Below are 18,726 nucleotides of genomic sequence, written 5' to 3' on the forward strand. Positions count from 1 at the left end.
CGAGGTTAACTTCAAGCTATAACGTTATACTTTCTTCGATAGGGTGACAATAAAGTCAATCTCTAACCCTTCGAAGTTGCCAGAGGCTATCTTCTTGCGCACCTTATCATTAGCCCGCCACGCATAAGGCGTCATTTCTAGCAGCGTCAAGGCTTGCTCGCCGTCTGCATTTAGTTTAAATGTCACTCTCTGAGTGTCTAATAATTCAAGCCCACTCACTTGAGTCGATTGCACTTCCTTCTCTTTCATATCTGGGTAGATATACCCTTTTAACTGCCATAGGTGCCGTGGAGCGGGAGAGACCTGCAATAAGTAACCGGCTTGCTTGAGGACACGTAGCGGCTCCTTTCCTTTGAGTTGCTTATCGATTAGCGTCACTAAGTCGAAGCTGGCGTCTGCGAAAGGAAGCGTCCTCAGGCTACTTACAATCAAGGTACTTTTTTCTGCTGGTTCAGGATTACTACCAGAGTCACTACTAGCATCGCTGCCAGTGCCTGTTGCATTATCAGAGTCCACTTCAGAATCGATCTTCGCTGCTGAGAAGAGTGCATTCTCAGCCTCGTTGATCCCATGCTGCACCAGATTTAGCTCGGCTTGCTTGAGCGGCTCATTAAGTGCCGACTTTATCGCCCTGAGATAGTAACCTTCGCCACAATCATAATCCAGATGCGCAATAGCACCTTCAGACGCCATATGCACGAGTTCAGGTTTAAGCATTTCTGTTATCCTCTCGACAAGAGGAGAAAATACACCGGATTCGAGTAAAAAACGTTTACCCCTCATCACCTGCCTAGAATCTAGCTTAGGCTTTTTAGCCAGGCTAAATATCCAGTATCCTTTATCACTTTTATCGAAATGATGCTTATTGCTACAGTGTAAACCTTGGGATTCAAGATGGATCAGCAGAGGCTGGTTACACACAGGGCATAGATAAATACTTTTCATAATGTCTCTTTAACAATGAAGATGAGACTTCCTGTAGCCCAAGAAGTCACACCTTGTAAAAATTAGGCGAATATAAATACACACAAGAGTGCGCCCAGTGCTAGACGATAGACGACGAAGGGAGTCATTCCAATCCTGCTGACCAGCTTTAAAAACACATGGATACAAGCATAAGCGGCAAGGAAAGAGACGATAATACCCAGAGTTAGGGCCTGATAATCTATAGCCTCACCACTGGATATCAGATCTTTAGTGACCAATATTGCCGCCCCTAAACTGATTGGTACCGACATAAGAAATGAGAAACGCGCCGCGGCCTCACGTCCTAAACCCAGCATCAAGGCAGCCGTGATGGTAGCACCGGAGCGAGATGTACCGGGGATCAACGCCATGGCCTGAGCCAGACCTATTATTAATGCCTTCTTCCAACCCACTTGAAACTCGGTCAGCCCCTGGCGGGTCATTCTATCGGCCCACCACAGCAAGAGACCGAACACGATAGTGGTCGTTGCCACCACTTCAATATTTCTCAGATGGGTTTCGATAAAACCTTTTGCGGTGAAGCCAACGATGACAGCCGGAATCGTCGCGAGTATGATCCACCAAGCCAGCTTACTTTCATCATTATGCTCCCCCTTGGTCATGCTGCCGCCCCAGGCAATAAACATGGACCACAACTCACGTCTGAAATAGATAATAACGGCGCACAATGAACCTGTGTTGACGGCAACATCGAATGATAAGCCCTGATCTTCCCAACCCAGCAGTTGTGCAGGCAAGATAAGATGCGCCGAGCTTGAGATTGGTAAAAATTCGGTCAAGCCCTGAATTAAGGCTAATACTATGACCTGAAATGTGTCCATGCATATTTCCTGTTAAATGAATCTAAACTTAGTACTTAATCTGTATTTAGATGAGAGCCTAGATTTGCACTTAGAATGAGTTAAGAGTTGAGGCTTTCATCTGCAAGAGCCGGAGCCCAGGAAAATGGGATTGGCCAAAGCCTTTGCTGAGTTTTATCGTATTCATCCCACAGGGTTTGATAGCGAATATTCACCAAAGGATGGGGTAAATCAGGTGCAAGTTCCGCCATAGGCCATAGAACAAAGGCATTGGTTAAGATTTCAGCCCTTGGAAGTTCTACGGGCTCGAGAATGACTCGGTCATCATAGAGCAAGAGGTCAAGATCCAATGTTCTGGAGGCAAACTTTTTAGCCCCTACCAGACGCCCATTGTCTTGCTCAATTTTCTTAAACAAGGACACTAGCTCACTGATACTCAAATCGGTATCGACACCAACCACCATATTTAAAAAGTTACTGCCTTCAAATCCAACGGCTTCGCTTTCGTATACAGAGGAGAGCAAGAGCTTACCAAAATGATCGTTCAGCTCACTTAATCCAGACTTAAGGTAACGCTCAGGCTCAATATTACTGCCTAAGCTGATATAGACACGAGATAACATCTAACAATAACCTCTCTCAATTTCGACACCAACGGCAGCAGCGCAAGGCACAGCCCCCGGTTTCATCACAGTGACTTTGACCTGAGGCACATCAAACTCATCCATTAAACAAGTCGCGATCATCTCGGCTACGGTTTCGATGAGTTCAATTGGCTTTTCAGTTATTAAGGCGACTAAACGATTCGATACCGTCTCATAACACAAGGCATACTGATAATCATCGGTATCCGCGGCGGGCTTGTTATCCCAAGCCATATCCAAATCGATCAACAAGTTCTGATGGATCTTTTTTTCCCACTCATAGATCCCGATAACAGTTTCTATTTTTAACTGTCGTATTAATACTCTGTCCATGATCTCTCCAAAACCAGACTCGCTCTTCATCGATGAGGCTCATTTGCGCCACCCGCCTAAGAGGTCTGATAAGCGTTAACGGATAAAAAAGATATAATACAAATCTTATCTATTAATTTGCTAAATGCCTCTTTCTAACGATACAAATCCCAAGTAGGATAAGGCGCTGTAGAAGGATTTTACCTTTCAGGCAAAGCAGATAAAATAGAAACTTGTAATTATGCCTTGGCACTGATAAATATTGTGGCGCGATGATACCTTAAGACGGATAAGGAAACCAATTTGACCATAACAGTACTCACTCTGGTAATGATATTGACCGCCTACTTGGCTGGCTCAATTTCCAGCGCCGTGCTCGTTTGTCAAATGCGTGGACTTCCCGATCCTCGCACTGAGGGCTCAGGTAATCCAGGGGCGACCAATGTCCTGCGCATAGGTGGAGCCAGCTCCGCAGCTATGGTGCTATTCTTTGACATGTTAAAAGGTGCCCTACCTGCCTATCTCGCCTTCCGTATTGGTGTCGACCCAGTCTCTCTAGGCCTGATTGCAATCGCCGCCTGCGTAGGTCATATCTTCCCAATATTCTTTAAATTTAAAGGCGGAAAAGGAGTCGCTACGGCATTCGGCGCCATGGCCCCAATCGGCCATGACCTAGCGCTTTCTCTGATAGGCACTTGGATCGTCATGGTAATAATCAGTCGATACTCCTCACTTGCGGCGATTATCACAGCCCTACTTGCTCCCGCCTATACCTGGTACTTAGATGACAGATTCACCATTCCGGTCTCCATGCTTTCGGCCTTAATCGTCATCAGGCATAAAGATAATATTCGTCGCCTAATAAAAGGTGAAGAGTCTAAAGTTTCCCGAAAGAAAAGAGAGAAGCCGGAGAAATAAGTTCTAAGTTCTAAGTTCTAAGTTCTAAGTTCTAAGTTCTAAGTTCTAAGTTCTAAGTTCTAAGTTCTAAGTTCTAAGTTCTAAGTTCTAAGTTCTAAGTTCTAAGTTCTAAGTTCTAGCAAGCCTAAGCTAAACCTCCAAACATAAAAAAACACCTGTTTGCAACTGCAAACCAGGTGTTTTTATTACTTGCCACTTATCGCTTAAAACTTACAGCTCCTAGCTTAGAACTTATAGCTTACGGCTTATGGCTTATGGCTTATGGCTTATGGCTCTCCTATAGCGGAGGCAGTGAGTCTAAGGACCAACGCGGCATACCTTTGACACCTAAATCCTCTGTTTGACCAGCCTTAAGCCTTTGCAAACCGGCATAGGCGATCATCGCACCATTATCTGTACAGAACTCGCCTCTGGGATAGAAGACTTCTCCGCCTAACTTTTGCATCATCTCAGCCAGTGAGCCGCGCAAACGAGAATTAGCACTCACTCCTCCAGCAATCACTAAGCGACTATAGCCTGTTTGTTTAAGCGCACGACGACACTTGATAGCGAGCGTATCAACAACCGCCTCCTCGAAAGCCAATGCAATATTAGCTCGGGTCTGCTCATCATCAGGCTCGCTGGCAATCGTATTGGCGGCAAAGGTCTTCAAACCAGAAAAGCTGAAATTGAGCCCAGGCTTATCCGTCATAGGCCGAGGAAAACGATAGTGGCCTGTTTCACCTTTAGCGGCTAACTTAGCGAGTCTTGGCCCACCAGGATAATCGAGCCCCATAAGTTTAGCCGTTTTATCGAATGCTTCACCTGCTGCATCATCAACTGACTCGCCAAGCACTTCATATTGACCAATGCCTTCGACGGCCACCATCATAGAGTGTCCGCCAGATACTAACAGCGCAAGAAAAGGAAACTCGGGCACATTATCCTCTAACATAGGCGCTAAGAGATGGCCTTCCATATGATGCACGCCAACGGCTGGCTTACTCCATGAATAGGCTAATGAGCGTCCCACACAGGCACCGACTAACAAGGCTCCGACCAAACCAGGACCTGTGGTATAAGCAACACCATCGATATCATCGATTCCACAGTTAGCATCGGCAAGAGCTTGTTTGATTAAGGGCACAACCTTTCTAACATGATCTCGAGATGCAAGTTCGGGTACAACCCCACCGTAATCGGCATGGAGTTTTACCTGGCTATATAATGTGTGAGATAACAAGCCTAGCTCATCATCATAAACGGCTATTCCTGTTTCGTCGCAAGATGTTTCAATACCTAAAACCCGCATCGTATCCCGTCAAAGTGTCATAAAAGGCTGCTAATTCTACCTGCTGTGCTTTAATTATACCAATAGACTTGTTGCTGATTTAGGGTCTCCCGACAATTGAACCTATTACAGCAATAATTACTGCACACAGGCGGAATAACCCGAACACGGGATAGCCGAGCCCTAAAATAGGATACTTAGGGTGAAAGGATCTAGAATATGATCGCGAAATGTGCTTTACAAACACGCTTAAGTCGGTATAGAATTCCGCACCATTTTTAAATTAACTTGAGTCTACTAATTGACTCATTACAAACTACACCTAAGGGGTGATGGCGTATGCCAATAATTAAAGTACGCGAAAACGAACCATTTGACGTAGCTCTACGTCGTTTTAAGCGCTCTTGTGAAAAAGCCGGTATCTTAGCTGATGTTCGCGCTCGTGAGTTCTACGAGAAGCCAACTACTGCACGTAAGCGTGCTAAAGCCGCTGCAATTAAGCGTCTTGCTAAGAAGCTTTCTCGCGAAAACGCTCGTCGCGTACGTTTATACTAATCTATTATGAGCCTAGTTGATCAGCTAAAAAGCCAGATGAAAGACGCCATGCGTGCCAAAGAAAAGGTACGCTTGGGGACTATCCGTATGGCACTAGCCGCCGTTAAACAGATTGAAGTGGATACCCGCGAAACTCTGACTGACGACCAAGCTATAGCTGTCTTAACCAAAATGGTTAAACAGCGTCGTGATTCGATTACACAATATAGTGCAGCCGGACGCGACGAACTAGCAGCAATTGAAGCAGAAGAGATCAAGGTACTTGAAGTCTTCCTGCCTCAGCCTCTTACTGAAGAGGAAATTGCCGTGCTAGTTGATGCAAGCATCGAAGAGATGAGCGCATCCTCCATGGCGGATATGGGCAAAGTAATGGGCGCATTAAAACCTAAAGTCTTAGGCAGAGCTGATATGGCGGCAATAGGCGCTATAATCAGAGCTAAACTTAAGTAACTTAAGAATAATGCGTAAATAAGCCGTGCTCTTGCGCGGCTTGTTTGTTTGTACTGTTTCAGTTTTAATTTCGCGATAATAGCGATAGGCGGCATTTACCAAACTAATGGCGATACCTCGTGATTTTATCAATGAGCTTGTAGCTCGCATCGATATTGTCGATCTGATCGACGCTAAGGTACCCCTTAAAAAGGCGGGTAAAAACCACTCTGCCTGTTGTCCGTTTCACAGTGAAAAATCACCTTCTTTTACCGTCAGTAGAGATAAGCAGTTCTACCACTGTTTCGGCTGTGGTGCTCATGGCAATGTTATCGACTTCGTCATGGAATATGACCGTCTCGACTTTATCGATGCTATAGAAGACCTAGCTGGGCAACTGGGCCTCGAAGTACCGAGAGAACAGGGAACGGGTCAGAGACGCGATGAAGGTTTAAGCCGCGATCTGTATCAGTTAATGGAAGAAGCTAGCCGACACTTTCAGAGCCAGCTTAGACAACATAAAGACAAACAAAAAGTTCTCGATTATCTGGATCATCGAGGCCTATCCGAGAAAGTGATAGAACACTTCAATATCGGATTTGCACCAGAAGGATGGGATGGTTTACTCAGCCGCTACCGCCAGAGTCAGGAGTCCCAGGATAAACTACTCACCGCGGGAATGGTGATTGAGAACGATAGTGGCAGACGTTACGACCGATTTCGCGACCGGTTAATGTTTCCCATTCGTGACAGACGAGGCCGAGTTATTGGCTTCGGCGGAAGAGTTTTAGGCGATGGTACCCCAAAGTACTTGAATTCTCCGGAAACGCCCATATTTCATAAGGGCAATGAGCTATACGGACTCTATGAGCTGAAACAGCGCCACCGAGATCCGCAGCGAGTACTCATAGTCGAAGGCTATATGGACGTAGTCGCACTGGCACAGTTTGACGTCGACTATGCAGTCGCCTCTCTTGGTACCGCAACCACGGCAGAGCAATTTCAGCTCCTGTTGCGAAGTGCCAAAGAAGTCATCTGTTGTTATGACGGTGACAGAGCCGGGGTAGAAGCCGCATGGCGCGCATTAGAAACAGCACTGCCACTGCTCAAACCCGGTAATCAAGTTAAATTTATGTTCCTACCACAAGGTGAAGATCCAGATACTATGGTTCGCCAGGTAGGAAAAGAAGTATTCGAAAGTCAGATTGATGATGCTACGGCACTGCCCGAGTTTCTTTTCGAGACGTTAGCCAAACGCCATGGCGCTGATAAAGGGACATTGGCCAAGCAAGCCATTAGTTTGATTGAGAAAGTACAAGACACAGTTCTACAGAGTTTACTGCTGGAAAACCTAGCCTTTAAACTTGGAATGAACGGTGCCGATGAGTTAAGAAGAAAGTTGGGATTCACCTCTAAAAATCAGAGCCAAACTCTTCAGACTAAAGCGTTAAAAGGACGAGGAACCCCACTGCGATTAGCCATCGCATTGCTAGTACAACATCCTATGTTAGGTGAAGGACTGCCGCTGCAGCCAGCACTAAAACACATCAAGATGGCCGGCGTAGATTTGCTGATCCACTTGCTAGACATTACTCGTGTACAAGTTAAAAACAGCGCACAACTACTTGAACAGTACAGGGATGCTCCACAACTGGGCACCCTAAAAAAACTGACCCGATGGGACCATCAAGTGGCGGATGAAAACTTGCAACAAGAGTTTAGAAAGACCCTGGTTTGGCTCAATAATCAATATATTGAGCAGCGATATCAGGAATTGAGTCTAAAACAGAACCATACTAAAGAAGAAAGGATCCAGCTAAGCAAGCTGATCGCAGTCATACAAGGGCAAAATTAAGACAGTTTTTGTCTTGAAAATAGGCACTTGGACTAGCACACGGAAGCGCACAAGGCTATAATTGACGATTTGCGTGGCGATAAATTATTGCCCGTCGTTTTAAACGTTACCCAACTTGGATGATATCTATGGAGCACACTCCTCAGTCGCAACTTAAACTGTTGCTAGCTAAAGGTAAAGAGCAAGGCTACTTAACCTATGCAGAAGTGAATGATCACTTGCCTGCTGATATGGTCGATGCAGACCAGATCGAAGATATTGTCCAGATGATTAATGACATGGGTATTCGCGTCTATGAACAGGCGCCGGATGCTGATGAAATCATGATGTCTGAAGACAGCACTGATGATGATGCTGCAGAAGAAGCTGCCGCTGCACTTGCAACGGTAGAGGCCGAGCTTGGTCGTACAACAGATCCTGTCCGCATGTATATGCGTGAAATGGGTACTGTGGAACTTCTTACCCGTGAAGGCGAGATCGTTATCGCTAAGCGTATCGAAGAAGGAATCAATACGGTTCAAGCATCGGTCGCCGAATACCCTCAAGCGATCTCCATGATCCTTGATCAGTTCGATCGCTATGAAGCCGAAGAAGTTCGTCTATCCGATATCATCTCAGGTTTTATTGACCCTAATGCCGACGATGTAGCTCCTACAGCCACTCACGTTGGTTCAGACCTGTCTCAAAAAGATCTCGACTCAGACGATGACGAAGAAGATGACGATGATGAAGAAGAGGAAGGTCCAAAAGGGCCGGATCCTGAAGAATCTAAAGAGCGTTTCACTCAGCTAAGAGAAGTTCATGAGAATACGCTGAGAATCATCGCAGAAAAAGGTCGTGGTCATCCTGAAGCAACCGTTGCCCTATTTGAGATTGGTGAGCTATTTAAAGAGTTCCGTCTCATGCCTAAGCAGTTCGATCGCTTAGTTAAGAGCATGCGCGCCACCATGGATAAGGTTCGTATTCAAGAACGTTTGATCATGAAGCTCTGTGTTGAGCAGGCTAAAATGCCTAAGAAAAATTTCGTTAAGGGTTATACCGCAGACGAAAGTAGCATAGCCTGGTTTGACGCCGAACTCGCCTCTAAGAAGCCTTATGTTGAAGGTTTACAGATGGTCGAAAATGACGTGCGTCGTTGTCGCGCCAAGCTCGATATTATTGAGAAAGAAACCGGACTCGCGATTGCTGCTATCAAAGATATCAACCGTCGTATGTCGATCGGTGAAGCTAAGGCTCGCCGCGCTAAGAAAGAGATGGTAGAAGCTAACTTACGTCTAGTTATCTCTATTGCGAAAAAATACACCAACCGTGGTCTGCAGTTCCTGGATCTTATTCAGGAAGGTAACATTGGCCTGATGAAGGCGGTTGATAAGTTTGAATATCGTCGTGGTTATAAGTTCTCAACCTACGCAACTTGGTGGATCCGTCAGGCGATCACTCGCTCAATTGCCGATCAGGCAAGAACGATCCGTATCCCAGTTCATATGATTGAAACTATCAACAAGTTGAACCGTATTTCTCGCCAGATGCTACAGGAAATGGGCCGCGAGCCGTCTCCAGAAGAGCTGGCTGAGCGTATGTTGATGCCTGAAGATAAGATCCGTAAGGTATTAAAGATCGCCAAAGAGCCTATCTCAATGGAAACACCTATCGGTGATGACGAAGATTCGCACTTAGGTGATTTCATCGAGGATACCACTCTCGAGCTACCTTTGGACTCGGCCACTGGCGAAAGCCTACGGAACGCAACTCACGAAGTATTAGCAGGTCTAACGGCCCGTGAAGCTAAGGTGTTGCGTATGCGTTTCGGTATCGACATGAACACTGACCATACCCTCGAAGAGGTTGGTAAGCAGTTCGACGTAACCCGTGAGCGTATTCGTCAGATTGAAGCTAAGGCGCTGCGTAAGCTACGTCACCCTTCTCGCTCTGAGATCCTCAAGTCATTCCTTGACGAGTAAGTCTACACGCTAAGTAATTAGCTAGTTAAGACTCGAAAGCCCTGCCATTTTGGCGGGGCTTTTTGTTTTCCGCCCTCTTGCCATTCTCTTTCTTAATCGAGCACCTAAAGTTAATATCGAGTAGTATTATTAGAAGTTAAGCTGGCAACTTCCCAAGAATGAACGAGTGAGCCATTCTGTTCTCCTTAATTTTGCCACTTTCACCTATTTAGCTGCTCATAAAAATGCCACAAACAGCTTTATCCCCCAAGGATTGATTAACAGATAAGCAGTTGAATTCAAAGTTAGCATTTCTCTTCAAAACACGGGTGACAATCGCATTTAAACCTCGTATACTTCTCGTCGCTTTAGGTAGTGACGACTTCCTTTAGTAGGCCCCTTAGCTCAGTTGGTTAGAGCATACGACTCATAATCGTCAGGTCCCCCGTTCGAGTCGGGGAGGGGCCACCATATTTTGATAAGCCGCTTGAAGAAATTCAAGCGGCTTTTTCATATCTGGAGTTCTGTGTAAAAATGATTAGCACTTTACTGAATTAATTTTCCCAAAACTTGCTAGCCTTCGAATGAAGACTGATTACATTTATTGTTGATGGGCCTAGGTTATATTGGTATTTCTAGATTATTGAGAGTCTAACCTTCGTAGCTATCTATCGCTTGCTCAGCGGGATATGCTCGTTCTTTATTTTGAGAAGGTTCTTCGATCGAGGCGCTGGCTCTTGATTTCATGAGCCCCCCTGTACGCTCTGCGATTTCCAATAACTTCCATGTTTAACTGCCAGTTCGGCATCCCTTCCTCTCGTTCGAAGAGTATCACTTCGCGATACCTCACCCTGAAATCGAAGCTCGCAGTCACAGGTACAAAAAAGCCTGCATCGCTGCAGGCTTTTCTCAAAGTTAACTCTCTTTGCTCTTTTCTATTTATCTATGACAAGCTTTCTATGGCAGAGCTAGATCCCTAACTTGTCCCTCATGGTGTAGTACCAGGCCCCGACGGCGCTAAAGGGGACTTGGAGTATATGTCCCCCGGGAAATGGGTAATGGGGCAAGCTGGCGAACGCATCGAAGCGGGTCGCCTGTCCGTGGATCACATCTGCAAGTATCTTGCCTGCCAGATGAGTGTAGGTCACCCCATGACCGCTACAGCCTTGCGAGTAATAGATGTTATCGCCGATACGGCCAACCTGAGGAAGACGAGACAGGGTCAGCAGAAAGTTTCCTGTCCAGGTATATTCAATTTTTACATCTTTAAGTTGCGGGAAGGTCTCCAACATCTTAGGACGTATGATAGCTTCGATATCGGCGGGATCCCGTGCTCCGTAGACCACGCCGCCACCATAAATGAGTCGCTTATCGCCGGATAACCTGAAGTAATCCAGCAAATAGTTACAGTCTTCCACGCAATAATCTTGTGGTAATAGGCTAGCGGCCAACTCGTCATTCAATGGCTCAGTGGTGATGACCTGAGTACCACAGGGCATGGACTTGGCCTGTAATTCTGGGATGAGTCCATTGAGATAGGCATTACCCGCAACGATGACAAACTTGGCTTTGACCGAACCTTGTGCCGTATGGATAGTCGGATTATCGCCCTGCTCAACCTTAACAACTGCCGAGTTTTCATAGATCTTTCCACCTTGAGCCTCTACCGCCTGAGCCTCACCTAAGGCTAGATTTAGCGGATGGATATGACCGCCACTCTTATCTAACAAACCACCAATATAACGCTCGGAACCCACCACAGAACCTATGCCTTGCTCATCTAATAGCTCTAGATGTCCAAGATGGCCATGCTTCTCCCAGAGTGCTTTTTGATGCTCTAAATGCCCCATCTGCTTTTTGTTAATAGCAGCAAATACGCCACCGTCTTTAAGGTCACACTGTATCTCGTGCTTGGCAATCAACTCCTTGATGATCCGCCCACCTTCGAAAGCCATTTCACCAAATAACTGGCCAGTCTCTTTACCCACAGTGTGTTCTATGGAGTCTATATCCCGGCTGAAGCTGTTGACTATCTGGCCGCCGTTACGACCGGAAGCCCCCCAGCCCACTCGAGCCGCTTCCAGTACTGTGACGCTATAACCTAGCTCTAGTAAATGTAACGCCGACGATAGACCGGTATAACCGGCACCTATAATGCAAACATCGGTTTCTATATTGTCGTTAAGTTGAGTACGTTCGACCTTATCATTGGCCGACGCCGCATAATAAGATTCTGTGTGAGGTACGCTGGGCATATCATTCCCCTAATTAAATTCGTAAAAGCGGCCTACTCCTCCTAGATCAAAATAAGCAGAGTAAGCCGTAATAAGTCAGATAGCTACATAGCTGGTGGCAGGTTCTTGCGCTCGCTTCTGCGGGCCAGATACCAACATATAAATGCAATCAAAGACACCGTCAGAATGATCAGGGTCGCTAAGGCATTGATCTTAGGAGAAACCCCCATACGCACCGATGAGAACACCACCATGGGCAGAGTTGTCGCGCCAGGTCCCGATGTGAAGCTGGCTATCACTAAGTCATCTAAAGACAAACTGAATGATAGTAACCAACCCGCCGCCAATGAAGGCGAAATCATGGGCACAGTGATATGGAAGAAGGTCTTCAAAGGTGTCGCGCCTAGATCCTGAGCCGCCTCCTCGATAGAGAGATCTAATTCACGCAGACGAGCCGAGACCACCACTGCCACATAGGATGCACAGAAGGTCGAGTGAGCAATCCACACAGTCAACATCCCCCGCTCCTTGGGCCAGCCCAAGAAATCTGCCATATGGATAAACAGCAACAACAAAGACAGACCCGTGATCACTTCCGGCATAACTAAAGGAGCGGTGATCATGTTAGATAGAGTCAGCTTGCCCCAAGATCGTTTGAAGCGTGTCATCACAAACGCCGCCATGGTGCCTAAGACAACAGCCATGGTTGAGGCGAAGAAGGCCACCTTCAAGCTAGTCCATACCGCATCTAAGATCTGCTGATCGCGAAACAGCTCACCGTACCACTTAGGCGAGAATCCCCCCCAAACAGTCACTAGCTTAGACTCATTGAAGGAGTATATGACTAAGATCAGCATGGGTGCATAGAGGAAAAACATCCCCGCCCACAGCATGATAGTAGAGAAGCTCATCTTACTTAACCTGCTCATAGATCACTCTCCATACTCTTGGCCTGATAGCGATGGAACAAGGTGATAGGTATGATTAACAGACCCAACATGATGATCGCCAGCGCCGATGCCACGGGCCAATCCCGGTTATTGAAGAACTCCTGCCACAACACCTTACCTATCATCAAGGAATCTGGACCACCTAAGAGTTCGGGGATAACGAACTCACCGACTACGGGAATAAACACCAGCATTGAGCCCGCAATAACCCCACCCTTAGACAGAGGCAAAGTGACTTTCCAGAAAGTATTCAGGCTACGGGAGCCAAGATCCGATGCGGCCTCTAGCAAGCTGCCATCAAGCTGAGACAGAGTTGCGTACAGGGGCAATATCATAAATGGCAGGTAGGTGTAAATAATGCCGATATAGACAGCAAAGTTAGTATTGAGCATCTGGATGGGTTCGGATATCACCCCGAGCCACATTAAGAAATTATTAATCACTCCGTTATTGCTCAATAGTCCCATCCAGGCATAGACCCGAATGAGGAACGAGGTCCACGAAGGTAGCATCACCAATAAAATCAATAGTCCCTGATGCTTTTTGGGGGCTCTGGCAATGGCGTAAGCCATAGGATAACCGATCAATAAGCAGCCTAAGGTAGTGATAAAGGCCATCTTCAATGAGCCCAGATAAGCCTGGACATACAGGGAGTCATCGAAGATCAACAGATAATTCCCCAGATTGAGCATGATCTGTATTGACTCATCTGCATAAGTCATCAGAGACTCATAGGGAGGGATTGAGATAGCTGCCGTCGACAGGCTAATTTTCAGTACGATGGCAAACGGTAGGGCGAAGAACAGGAGTAACCAGAAATAAGGCAAGCCTATGGTCCAGTATTGTCCCTTGGGTAATCTAAACTTTAATGGTCTTTTCATGATGCCACCTTAAGATCTGAGAACCACTCCACTGGTGGCCTCCCAGCTGATGAATACCTTGTCTTCCCATGTTGGCGGATCCGAGCGACGGTCCCTGTTAGTCATCATGGACTGGATCACTTGCTTATTATTCAGTCGAATATAGTAGACAGATATCCCCCCCAAATAGGCAATATCTTCGACTTCCCCTCGGCACCAGTTATATTCACTCTCTGGTTGCTCTCGGCTAATACGTGCCTTCTCCGGCCTGACAGCTAACCAGACACGTTTATCATCGACATTGGTGGATACGCCGTGACTGATATAGAATTGTTGCGTTAAATCGGGAGATTTAATGATGGCATGATCCGGCTTATCCACGACGATTTCGCCCTCGAACAGATTCACAGAACCAATAAATTCCGCCACCATACGACAGGTGGGACTCTCATAGATATCCATGGGCGAGCCAGTTTGCACTATCTTGCCCTCATGCATGATTGCAATGCGCTCCGCCATGGTCATGGCTTCCTCTTGATCATGGGTCACCATCACACAAGTCACCCCAACCTCTTCGAGGATATCGACCACTTCCAGCTGCATCTCGGTCCTAAGTTTCTTATCCAAAGCACCCATTGGCTCATCGAGTAACAGTAACTTAGGTCGCTTAGCCAGAGAGCGAGCCAGTGCAACTCGTTGACGTTGGCCCCCAGAGAGCTGATTTGGCTTACGTTTGGCATAATCTTCCATATGCACCAGCTTGAGCATCTCCTTGACCCTTTGCGCAATCTCCTCTTTCGGTAGCTTGTCCTGCTGTAAGCCAAAGGCGATGTTTTTTTCCACCGTCATATGGGGAAACAGCGCATAAGATTGGAACATCATATTGATAGGGCGCTCATGGGGCGGCATATCGGTGATGTCGACTCCGTCGAGGATAATGCGTCCCTCAGATGGCTTCTCGAACCCTGCCAGCATACGCAACAAGGTGGACTTACCAGAACCAGAGCCCCCCAACAGAGCGAATATCTCCCCCTTATGAATGTTCAATGACACATCATTGACGGCTCGAACTTCATCGAATAATTTGCTCACCCGCTCAACCTTAAGCAGCAGTTCTCCTTGCGTCTTTGTTGTTGGTTTATTGGCGACGCCTGCGTTGCTAACCATATTACTTCTCCACAACAGGCACTGATTTCAGTGCCTGCGGCAATATAAATGTGAATAACAAAAGAGATTTAGACATAAAAGGGCAAGCCTACAGGCTTGCCTTTACTTTCTAATAACCAGACTTGACCTTAGTCCACACGCGAGTCATTACACGCTGAGCCTTTAATGGACGAACCTCACCCACATAAAGGCGATTGAGGATCTCTTCATTTGGATAGATGGAGGTATCGTTTAAGATCTCCTTATCTACAAACTCTTGAGCGGGAACGTTAGGGTTAGCATAGGCCACATAGTTAGTGATAGGGGCTATCACCTCAGGGCGTAGCAAGTAGTTGATAAAGGTATGTGCATTCTTAACATTGGCAGCATCGGCCGGGATCGCTAGCATATCAAACCAAAGATTTGCCCCCTCTTTCGGAATCGCATAGCTAATCACTTGACCATTATCAGCCTCTTCGGCACGAGCCGCCGCCTGGAAAATATCTCCTGAATATCCGAATGCGACACAGACATCGCCATTAGCAAGATCGGTTATATAACGTGAGGAATGGAAGTAAGTAATAAAGGGGCGAACCTTAGCCAAGACTTCACCGGCTTTCTTAAAGTCATCGGACTTGGTGCTGTTGGGATCTAAACCAAGGTAGAGCATCGCCATCGGTACCATCTCATCGGCCGAGTCCAACAGTGCCAAACCACATGAAGATAATTTTTCGGCATATTTAGGATTAAAAATCAGTTCCAGAGAATCCAATGGGGCATCTTCACCTAGTACCGCTTTAACCTTAGCTTCGTTATAGCCTATGCCATTGGTTCCCCAGAGATATGGCACCGAATATTGATTGCCGGGATCTGCCGTCTCCAGCTGCTTCATTAGTTCGGGATTTAAGTTTTTATGATTTGGCAGTTGATTAGAATCTAATTTTTGAAATGCACCCGCTTTTATTTGTTTTGCCAGGAAGCTATTCGACGGCACGACAATATCGTATCCCGAGCGGCCAGAGAGCAATTTAGCTTCAACGACTTCATTACTGTCGAACACATCATAGATGACGCGGATCCCTGTTTCTTTCTCGAAATTAACTAAGGTATCTTCGGCAATATAATCAGACCAGTTATAGACGCGAACGACCTCTTCGGCCATGGCTCCTGTACTTGCCAATACACCCGCTCCCAAAAGCGCTAGTGTGGTCATCTTCTTTAATAGCTTCATGGTATCTCCTTGATTTAGCGTAGCAGCAAGCCTAAGCCTGCTGTCTGTCATTGTTTCCGGTCATGCCGGTTTTAGTTTTTATAGTTAACCAATGCTACACCTTAAAACCGCATCGGCAGTCTGTTACTGCTATACAGCTATCGCATCGCTAGCTTACTGAAATATATTAATTTTCAATAAGTCGCCATGCTTAATTTGACTCCTTTGAACAGTGAAGGCTCCACCCCAATGGTTAGCCTCAATCAATGCCAATTAAAATACGTGGGGACTTCACAGCCCCCGGAATATGAAAGATTGAATTGTTAAACCGTCAGTAGCAGGAATTCACGTTCCCAGGAGCTGATCACTCGCTTATAACTGGCAAGATCCGCTTGCTTCACCGCGATATAACCTGTAGTAAATGCTTCCCCTAGATACTCACGGCACGCTGCACTTTCTGACATAACCCCCAGAGCTTCTTCTAATGTCAGCGGCAGACTGATACTTTGGCGACTCTCATTTGCTCGCCCTTGAACTGGAGTTGAAGGCTTAACATCCTCTATCATGCCGATATAACCGGCTAACAGACTCGCAGCAATAGACAGATAACTATTAGAGTCGGCTCCCGCGATGCGATTCTCCACTCTCAGATTTTGCGGAGAAGACTCGGGAATGCGCAGACCGCAGGTTCTATTCTCTTCTCCCCATTCGAGGTTAATCGGCGCAGATGTGCCGGGAAGGAAGCGTCTGAAGGAGTTTACATTGGGTGCAAGTAACGGCAGTAATTCAGGGATAAACTTCTGCAAGCCACCGATATAGCTATAAAACAGTGGACCCTTGGTGCCGTCATTCAGTGAGAAGATATTCTTACCGGTTTTTGCATCCACTATGCTCTGATGAAGGTGCATGGCACTGCCAGGCTCATCGGCCACAGGCTTGGCCATAAAAGTAGCGCAAACATTGTGTTTAAGTGCAGCCTCACGCAAGGTACGTTTAAATACAAATACTTGATCTGCCAGAGACAGAGCGTCACCATGGCTGAAGTTGATCTCCATTTGGGCCGTGCCCTCTTCATGGATCAGGGTATCGATATCTAGACCCTGGATCTCACACCAGTCATACATATCTTCAAACAGAGGATCGTACTCATTGGCCGCATCGATAGAGAAAGATTGCCTACCAGACTCCTGTCGACCACTGCGTCCCACTGGGGGGATCAATGCCTGATCGGGATCTTCGTTACGACGAGTCAGATAAAACTCCATCTCTGGCGCAACCACAGGCTTCCAACCTTTGTCTTCATATAGCTTGAGCACCTTCTTCAACACATTTCGTGGAGAAAGTTCAATGGGATTGCCCATCTTGTCATAAGTATCGTGAATAACCTGGGCCGTCGCCTCTATAGTCCAAGGTAACTTGAACACGGCATTCTCATCGGGGACACAGATAAAATCAATATCCGCCTTATCTAACAGGGCATCATAGGGCTCATCTTCGACATAATCCCCTGTCACCGTCTGCAGCAGTACACTCTCGGGCATACGCATGCCCTTCTCATCGATAAACTTACCAACAGGTGCGATCTTGCCTCTGGCGATCCCCGTCATATCACTGATGACACATTCTACTTCTGTTATTTTTTGTTCTTTTAAATACGCAGTTAATTTTTTCATTTTTTATCTCGTTCGGCTGTTTGCACGGCGTTCACAGGCATTACTGAAAGCTTTGAAAATCGAGGTATAAAACGGATTGTCTAACACCTTCCATTCAGGATGCCACTGCACGCCCAGTGCAAAATTCTTTGCATCTTTAATAGAGAATGCCTCTATTAAACCATCTGGGGCATATGCTTCTGGCCGTAACCCAATACCTAGACGATCGACGCCTTGAGTATGCACAGAGTTCACCTCTGCGGAGCTACGGCCCCATGCCTCATGGAGCAATCCTCCAGGTTCGATGTGTACCTCATGTGAGATGCCATACTGCACTTCGACCGGCTCTTGCTTATCTTCTCTATGCTCGATAAAGCCATCCACCATATGTAATTTCTGATGCAAACTGCCACCGAAAACCACATTCATCTCCTGAAATCCACGACAAATTGCCAACACGGGAATACCGGCCTCAATAGCCGCCTTGAGTAGAGGAAAAGTTGTCGCATCGCGTTTAGGATCGTGGTGAGTGCCAGCCTCACTTGGCTGGCCCTGAAAATGATGGGGCTCGATATTTGAAGGAGAGCCGGTAAAGAGAATGCCGTCCAGACGAGGCAAGATTAACTCAGCCGGACAGTGGCCTAATGCAGGAATGACTAATGGCCATGCCTTAGTCGCATCCGCAATGCTAAGCAGATACTTCTCACCGACAATATTAAATGGATGTAAGCCTAAATCTTGATTGCACGCCGTCACCCCAATGACCGCAAGCCCTGCATCCGACATAAATCACCTTTATTGTTATATTTTTGATTTTATCTTTTCTGATTGCTCAAGTATGCGAACACACTTTAAGCAAGCGTTCAGTTTTTCAAACACTACACTGAAAATACCAAACAGGCAAGAGACTAAGTGAATACAATTTGAAATTATAATAACAAACAAAATAAACCAATCAATAACA

17 protein-coding genes and 1 tRNA gene are annotated in these 18,726 nt (G+C 46.4%); 6 read left to right on the forward strand and 12 right to left on the reverse strand.

Features of this window, described 5'->3' with window-relative positions; genetic code table 11:
• Positions 1 to 24: 24 nt before the first annotated feature.
• The 4 genes from sps_RS12500 to folB all read right to left on the reverse strand — a co-directional run bounded on the left by sps_RS12500 (position 25) and on the right by folB (position 2,764).
• Entirely contained in the window at positions 25 to 945 is a 921-nt protein-coding gene (locus sps_RS12500; protein WP_077752833.1) for a putative RNA methyltransferase, read from the reverse strand.
• Positions 946 to 1,007: 62 nt separating this feature from the next.
• Entirely contained in the window at positions 1,008 to 1,808 is an 801-nt protein-coding gene (locus sps_RS12505; RefSeq protein ID WP_077752834.1) for an undecaprenyl-diphosphate phosphatase, read from the reverse strand.
• Positions 1,809 to 1,888: 80 nt separating this feature from the next.
• On the reverse strand, positions 1,889 to 2,410 hold the full coding sequence (gene folK / locus sps_RS12510) for a 2-amino-4-hydroxy-6-hydroxymethyldihydropteridine diphosphokinase (protein WP_077752835.1): 522 nt from the start codon (positions 2,408 to 2,410) through the stop codon (positions 1,889 to 1,891).
• The gene (gene folB / locus sps_RS12515) at positions 2,411 to 2,764 is read right to left on the reverse strand and encodes a dihydroneopterin aldolase (protein WP_077755667.1); all 354 of its coding nucleotides are present in this window, start codon (positions 2,762 to 2,764) and stop codon (positions 2,411 to 2,413) included.
• 282 nt (positions 2,765 to 3,046) lie between these two features.
• Here folB and plsY point away from each other — a divergent pair, with 282 nt between their 5' ends.
• Complete coding sequence (gene plsY, locus sps_RS12520; RefSeq protein WP_077752836.1) at positions 3,047 to 3,661, forward strand: glycerol-3-phosphate 1-O-acyltransferase PlsY; 615 nt, start codon at positions 3,047 to 3,049, stop codon at positions 3,659 to 3,661.
• A gap of 277 nt (positions 3,662 to 3,938) precedes the next feature.
• Here the strand turns inward: plsY and tsaD are convergent, their stop codons facing one another.
• A complete protein-coding gene (gene tsaD, locus sps_RS12525) occupies positions 3,939 to 4,952 on the reverse strand; it encodes a tRNA (adenosine(37)-N6)-threonylcarbamoyltransferase complex transferase subunit TsaD (protein ID WP_077752837.1) in 1,014 nt (337 codons plus the stop codon).
• A 318-nt stretch (positions 4,953 to 5,270) separates the two neighbouring features.
• On the opposite strand from tsaD, the gene rpsU reads away from it, so the two are divergent.
• The 5 genes from rpsU (at position 5,271) to sps_RS12550 (ending at position 10,181) form a co-directional block, all read left to right on the forward strand.
• Complete coding sequence (gene rpsU, locus sps_RS12530) at positions 5,271 to 5,486, forward strand: 30S ribosomal protein S21 (RefSeq protein ID WP_020911290.1); 216 nt, start codon at positions 5,271 to 5,273, stop codon at positions 5,484 to 5,486.
• Positions 5,487 to 5,492: 6 nt separating this feature from the next.
• On the forward strand, positions 5,493 to 5,936 hold the full coding sequence (locus tag sps_RS12535) for a GatB/YqeY domain-containing protein (RefSeq protein WP_077752838.1): 444 nt from the start codon (positions 5,493 to 5,495) through the stop codon (positions 5,934 to 5,936).
• A 106-nt stretch (positions 5,937 to 6,042) separates the two neighbouring features.
• Complete coding sequence (gene dnaG, locus sps_RS12540) at positions 6,043 to 7,770, forward strand: DNA primase (protein ID WP_077752839.1); 1,728 nt, start codon at positions 6,043 to 6,045, stop codon at positions 7,768 to 7,770.
• 128 nt (positions 7,771 to 7,898) lie between these two features.
• The gene (gene rpoD, locus sps_RS12545) at positions 7,899 to 9,731 is read left to right on the forward strand and encodes an RNA polymerase sigma factor RpoD (RefSeq protein ID WP_218919643.1); all 1,833 of its coding nucleotides are present in this window, start codon (positions 7,899 to 7,901) and stop codon (positions 9,729 to 9,731) included.
• Positions 9,732 to 10,104: 373 nt separating this feature from the next.
• Positions 10,105 to 10,181: transfer RNA gene (locus sps_RS12550), tRNA-Ile, on the forward strand.
• Positions 10,182 to 10,678: 497 nt separating this feature from the next.
• Here the strand turns inward: sps_RS12550 and sps_RS12555 are convergent.
• From sps_RS12555 to sps_RS12585, 7 genes are all read right to left on the reverse strand, one after another.
• Positions 10,679 to 11,965 (reverse strand): NAD(P)/FAD-dependent oxidoreductase, encoded by a 1,287-nt coding sequence (locus sps_RS12555; RefSeq protein ID WP_077752841.1) that lies wholly within the window; start codon positions 11,963 to 11,965, stop codon positions 10,679 to 10,681.
• Positions 11,966 to 12,048: 83 nt separating this feature from the next.
• Positions 12,049 to 12,873 (reverse strand): ABC transporter permease subunit, encoded by an 825-nt coding sequence (locus sps_RS12560; RefSeq protein ID WP_077752842.1) that lies wholly within the window; start codon positions 12,871 to 12,873, stop codon positions 12,049 to 12,051.
• Positions 12,870 to 13,775 carry an ABC transporter permease subunit gene (locus tag sps_RS12565; RefSeq protein ID WP_077752843.1) on the reverse strand — a complete coding sequence of 302 codons (906 nt, stop codon included), beginning with the start codon at positions 13,773 to 13,775 and terminating at the stop codon, positions 12,870 to 12,872. Before sps_RS12565 ends, sps_RS12560 begins: the two co-directional genes overlap by 4 nt.
• Before the next feature lie 9 nt (positions 13,776 to 13,784).
• Positions 13,785 to 14,921, reverse strand: coding sequence for a polyamine ABC transporter ATP-binding protein (gene potA, locus sps_RS12570; protein WP_077752844.1), 1,137 nt, complete (start codon positions 14,919 to 14,921; stop codon positions 13,785 to 13,787).
• Between the two features lie 109 nt (positions 14,922 to 15,030).
• Positions 15,031 to 16,131 (reverse strand): polyamine ABC transporter substrate-binding protein, encoded by a 1,101-nt coding sequence (locus sps_RS12575; protein ID WP_077752845.1) that lies wholly within the window; start codon positions 16,129 to 16,131, stop codon positions 15,031 to 15,033.
• A gap of 302 nt (positions 16,132 to 16,433) precedes the next feature.
• Positions 16,434 to 17,783: a glutamine synthetase family protein gene (locus sps_RS12580; RefSeq protein WP_077752846.1), complete on the reverse strand. Its 1,350-nt coding sequence runs from the start codon at positions 17,781 to 17,783 to the stop codon at positions 16,434 to 16,436.
• A gap of 3 nt (positions 17,784 to 17,786) precedes the next feature.
• Positions 17,787 to 18,548, reverse strand: a complete 762-nt coding sequence (locus sps_RS12585) for a gamma-glutamyl-gamma-aminobutyrate hydrolase family protein (protein WP_077752847.1) — start codon at positions 18,546 to 18,548, stop codon at positions 17,787 to 17,789.
• Positions 18,549 to 18,726 lie beyond the last annotated feature (178 nt).

It is taken from the genome of Shewanella psychrophila, assembly GCF_002005305.1.
Lineage (GTDB): Bacteria > Pseudomonadota > Gammaproteobacteria > Enterobacterales > Shewanellaceae > Shewanella > Shewanella psychrophila.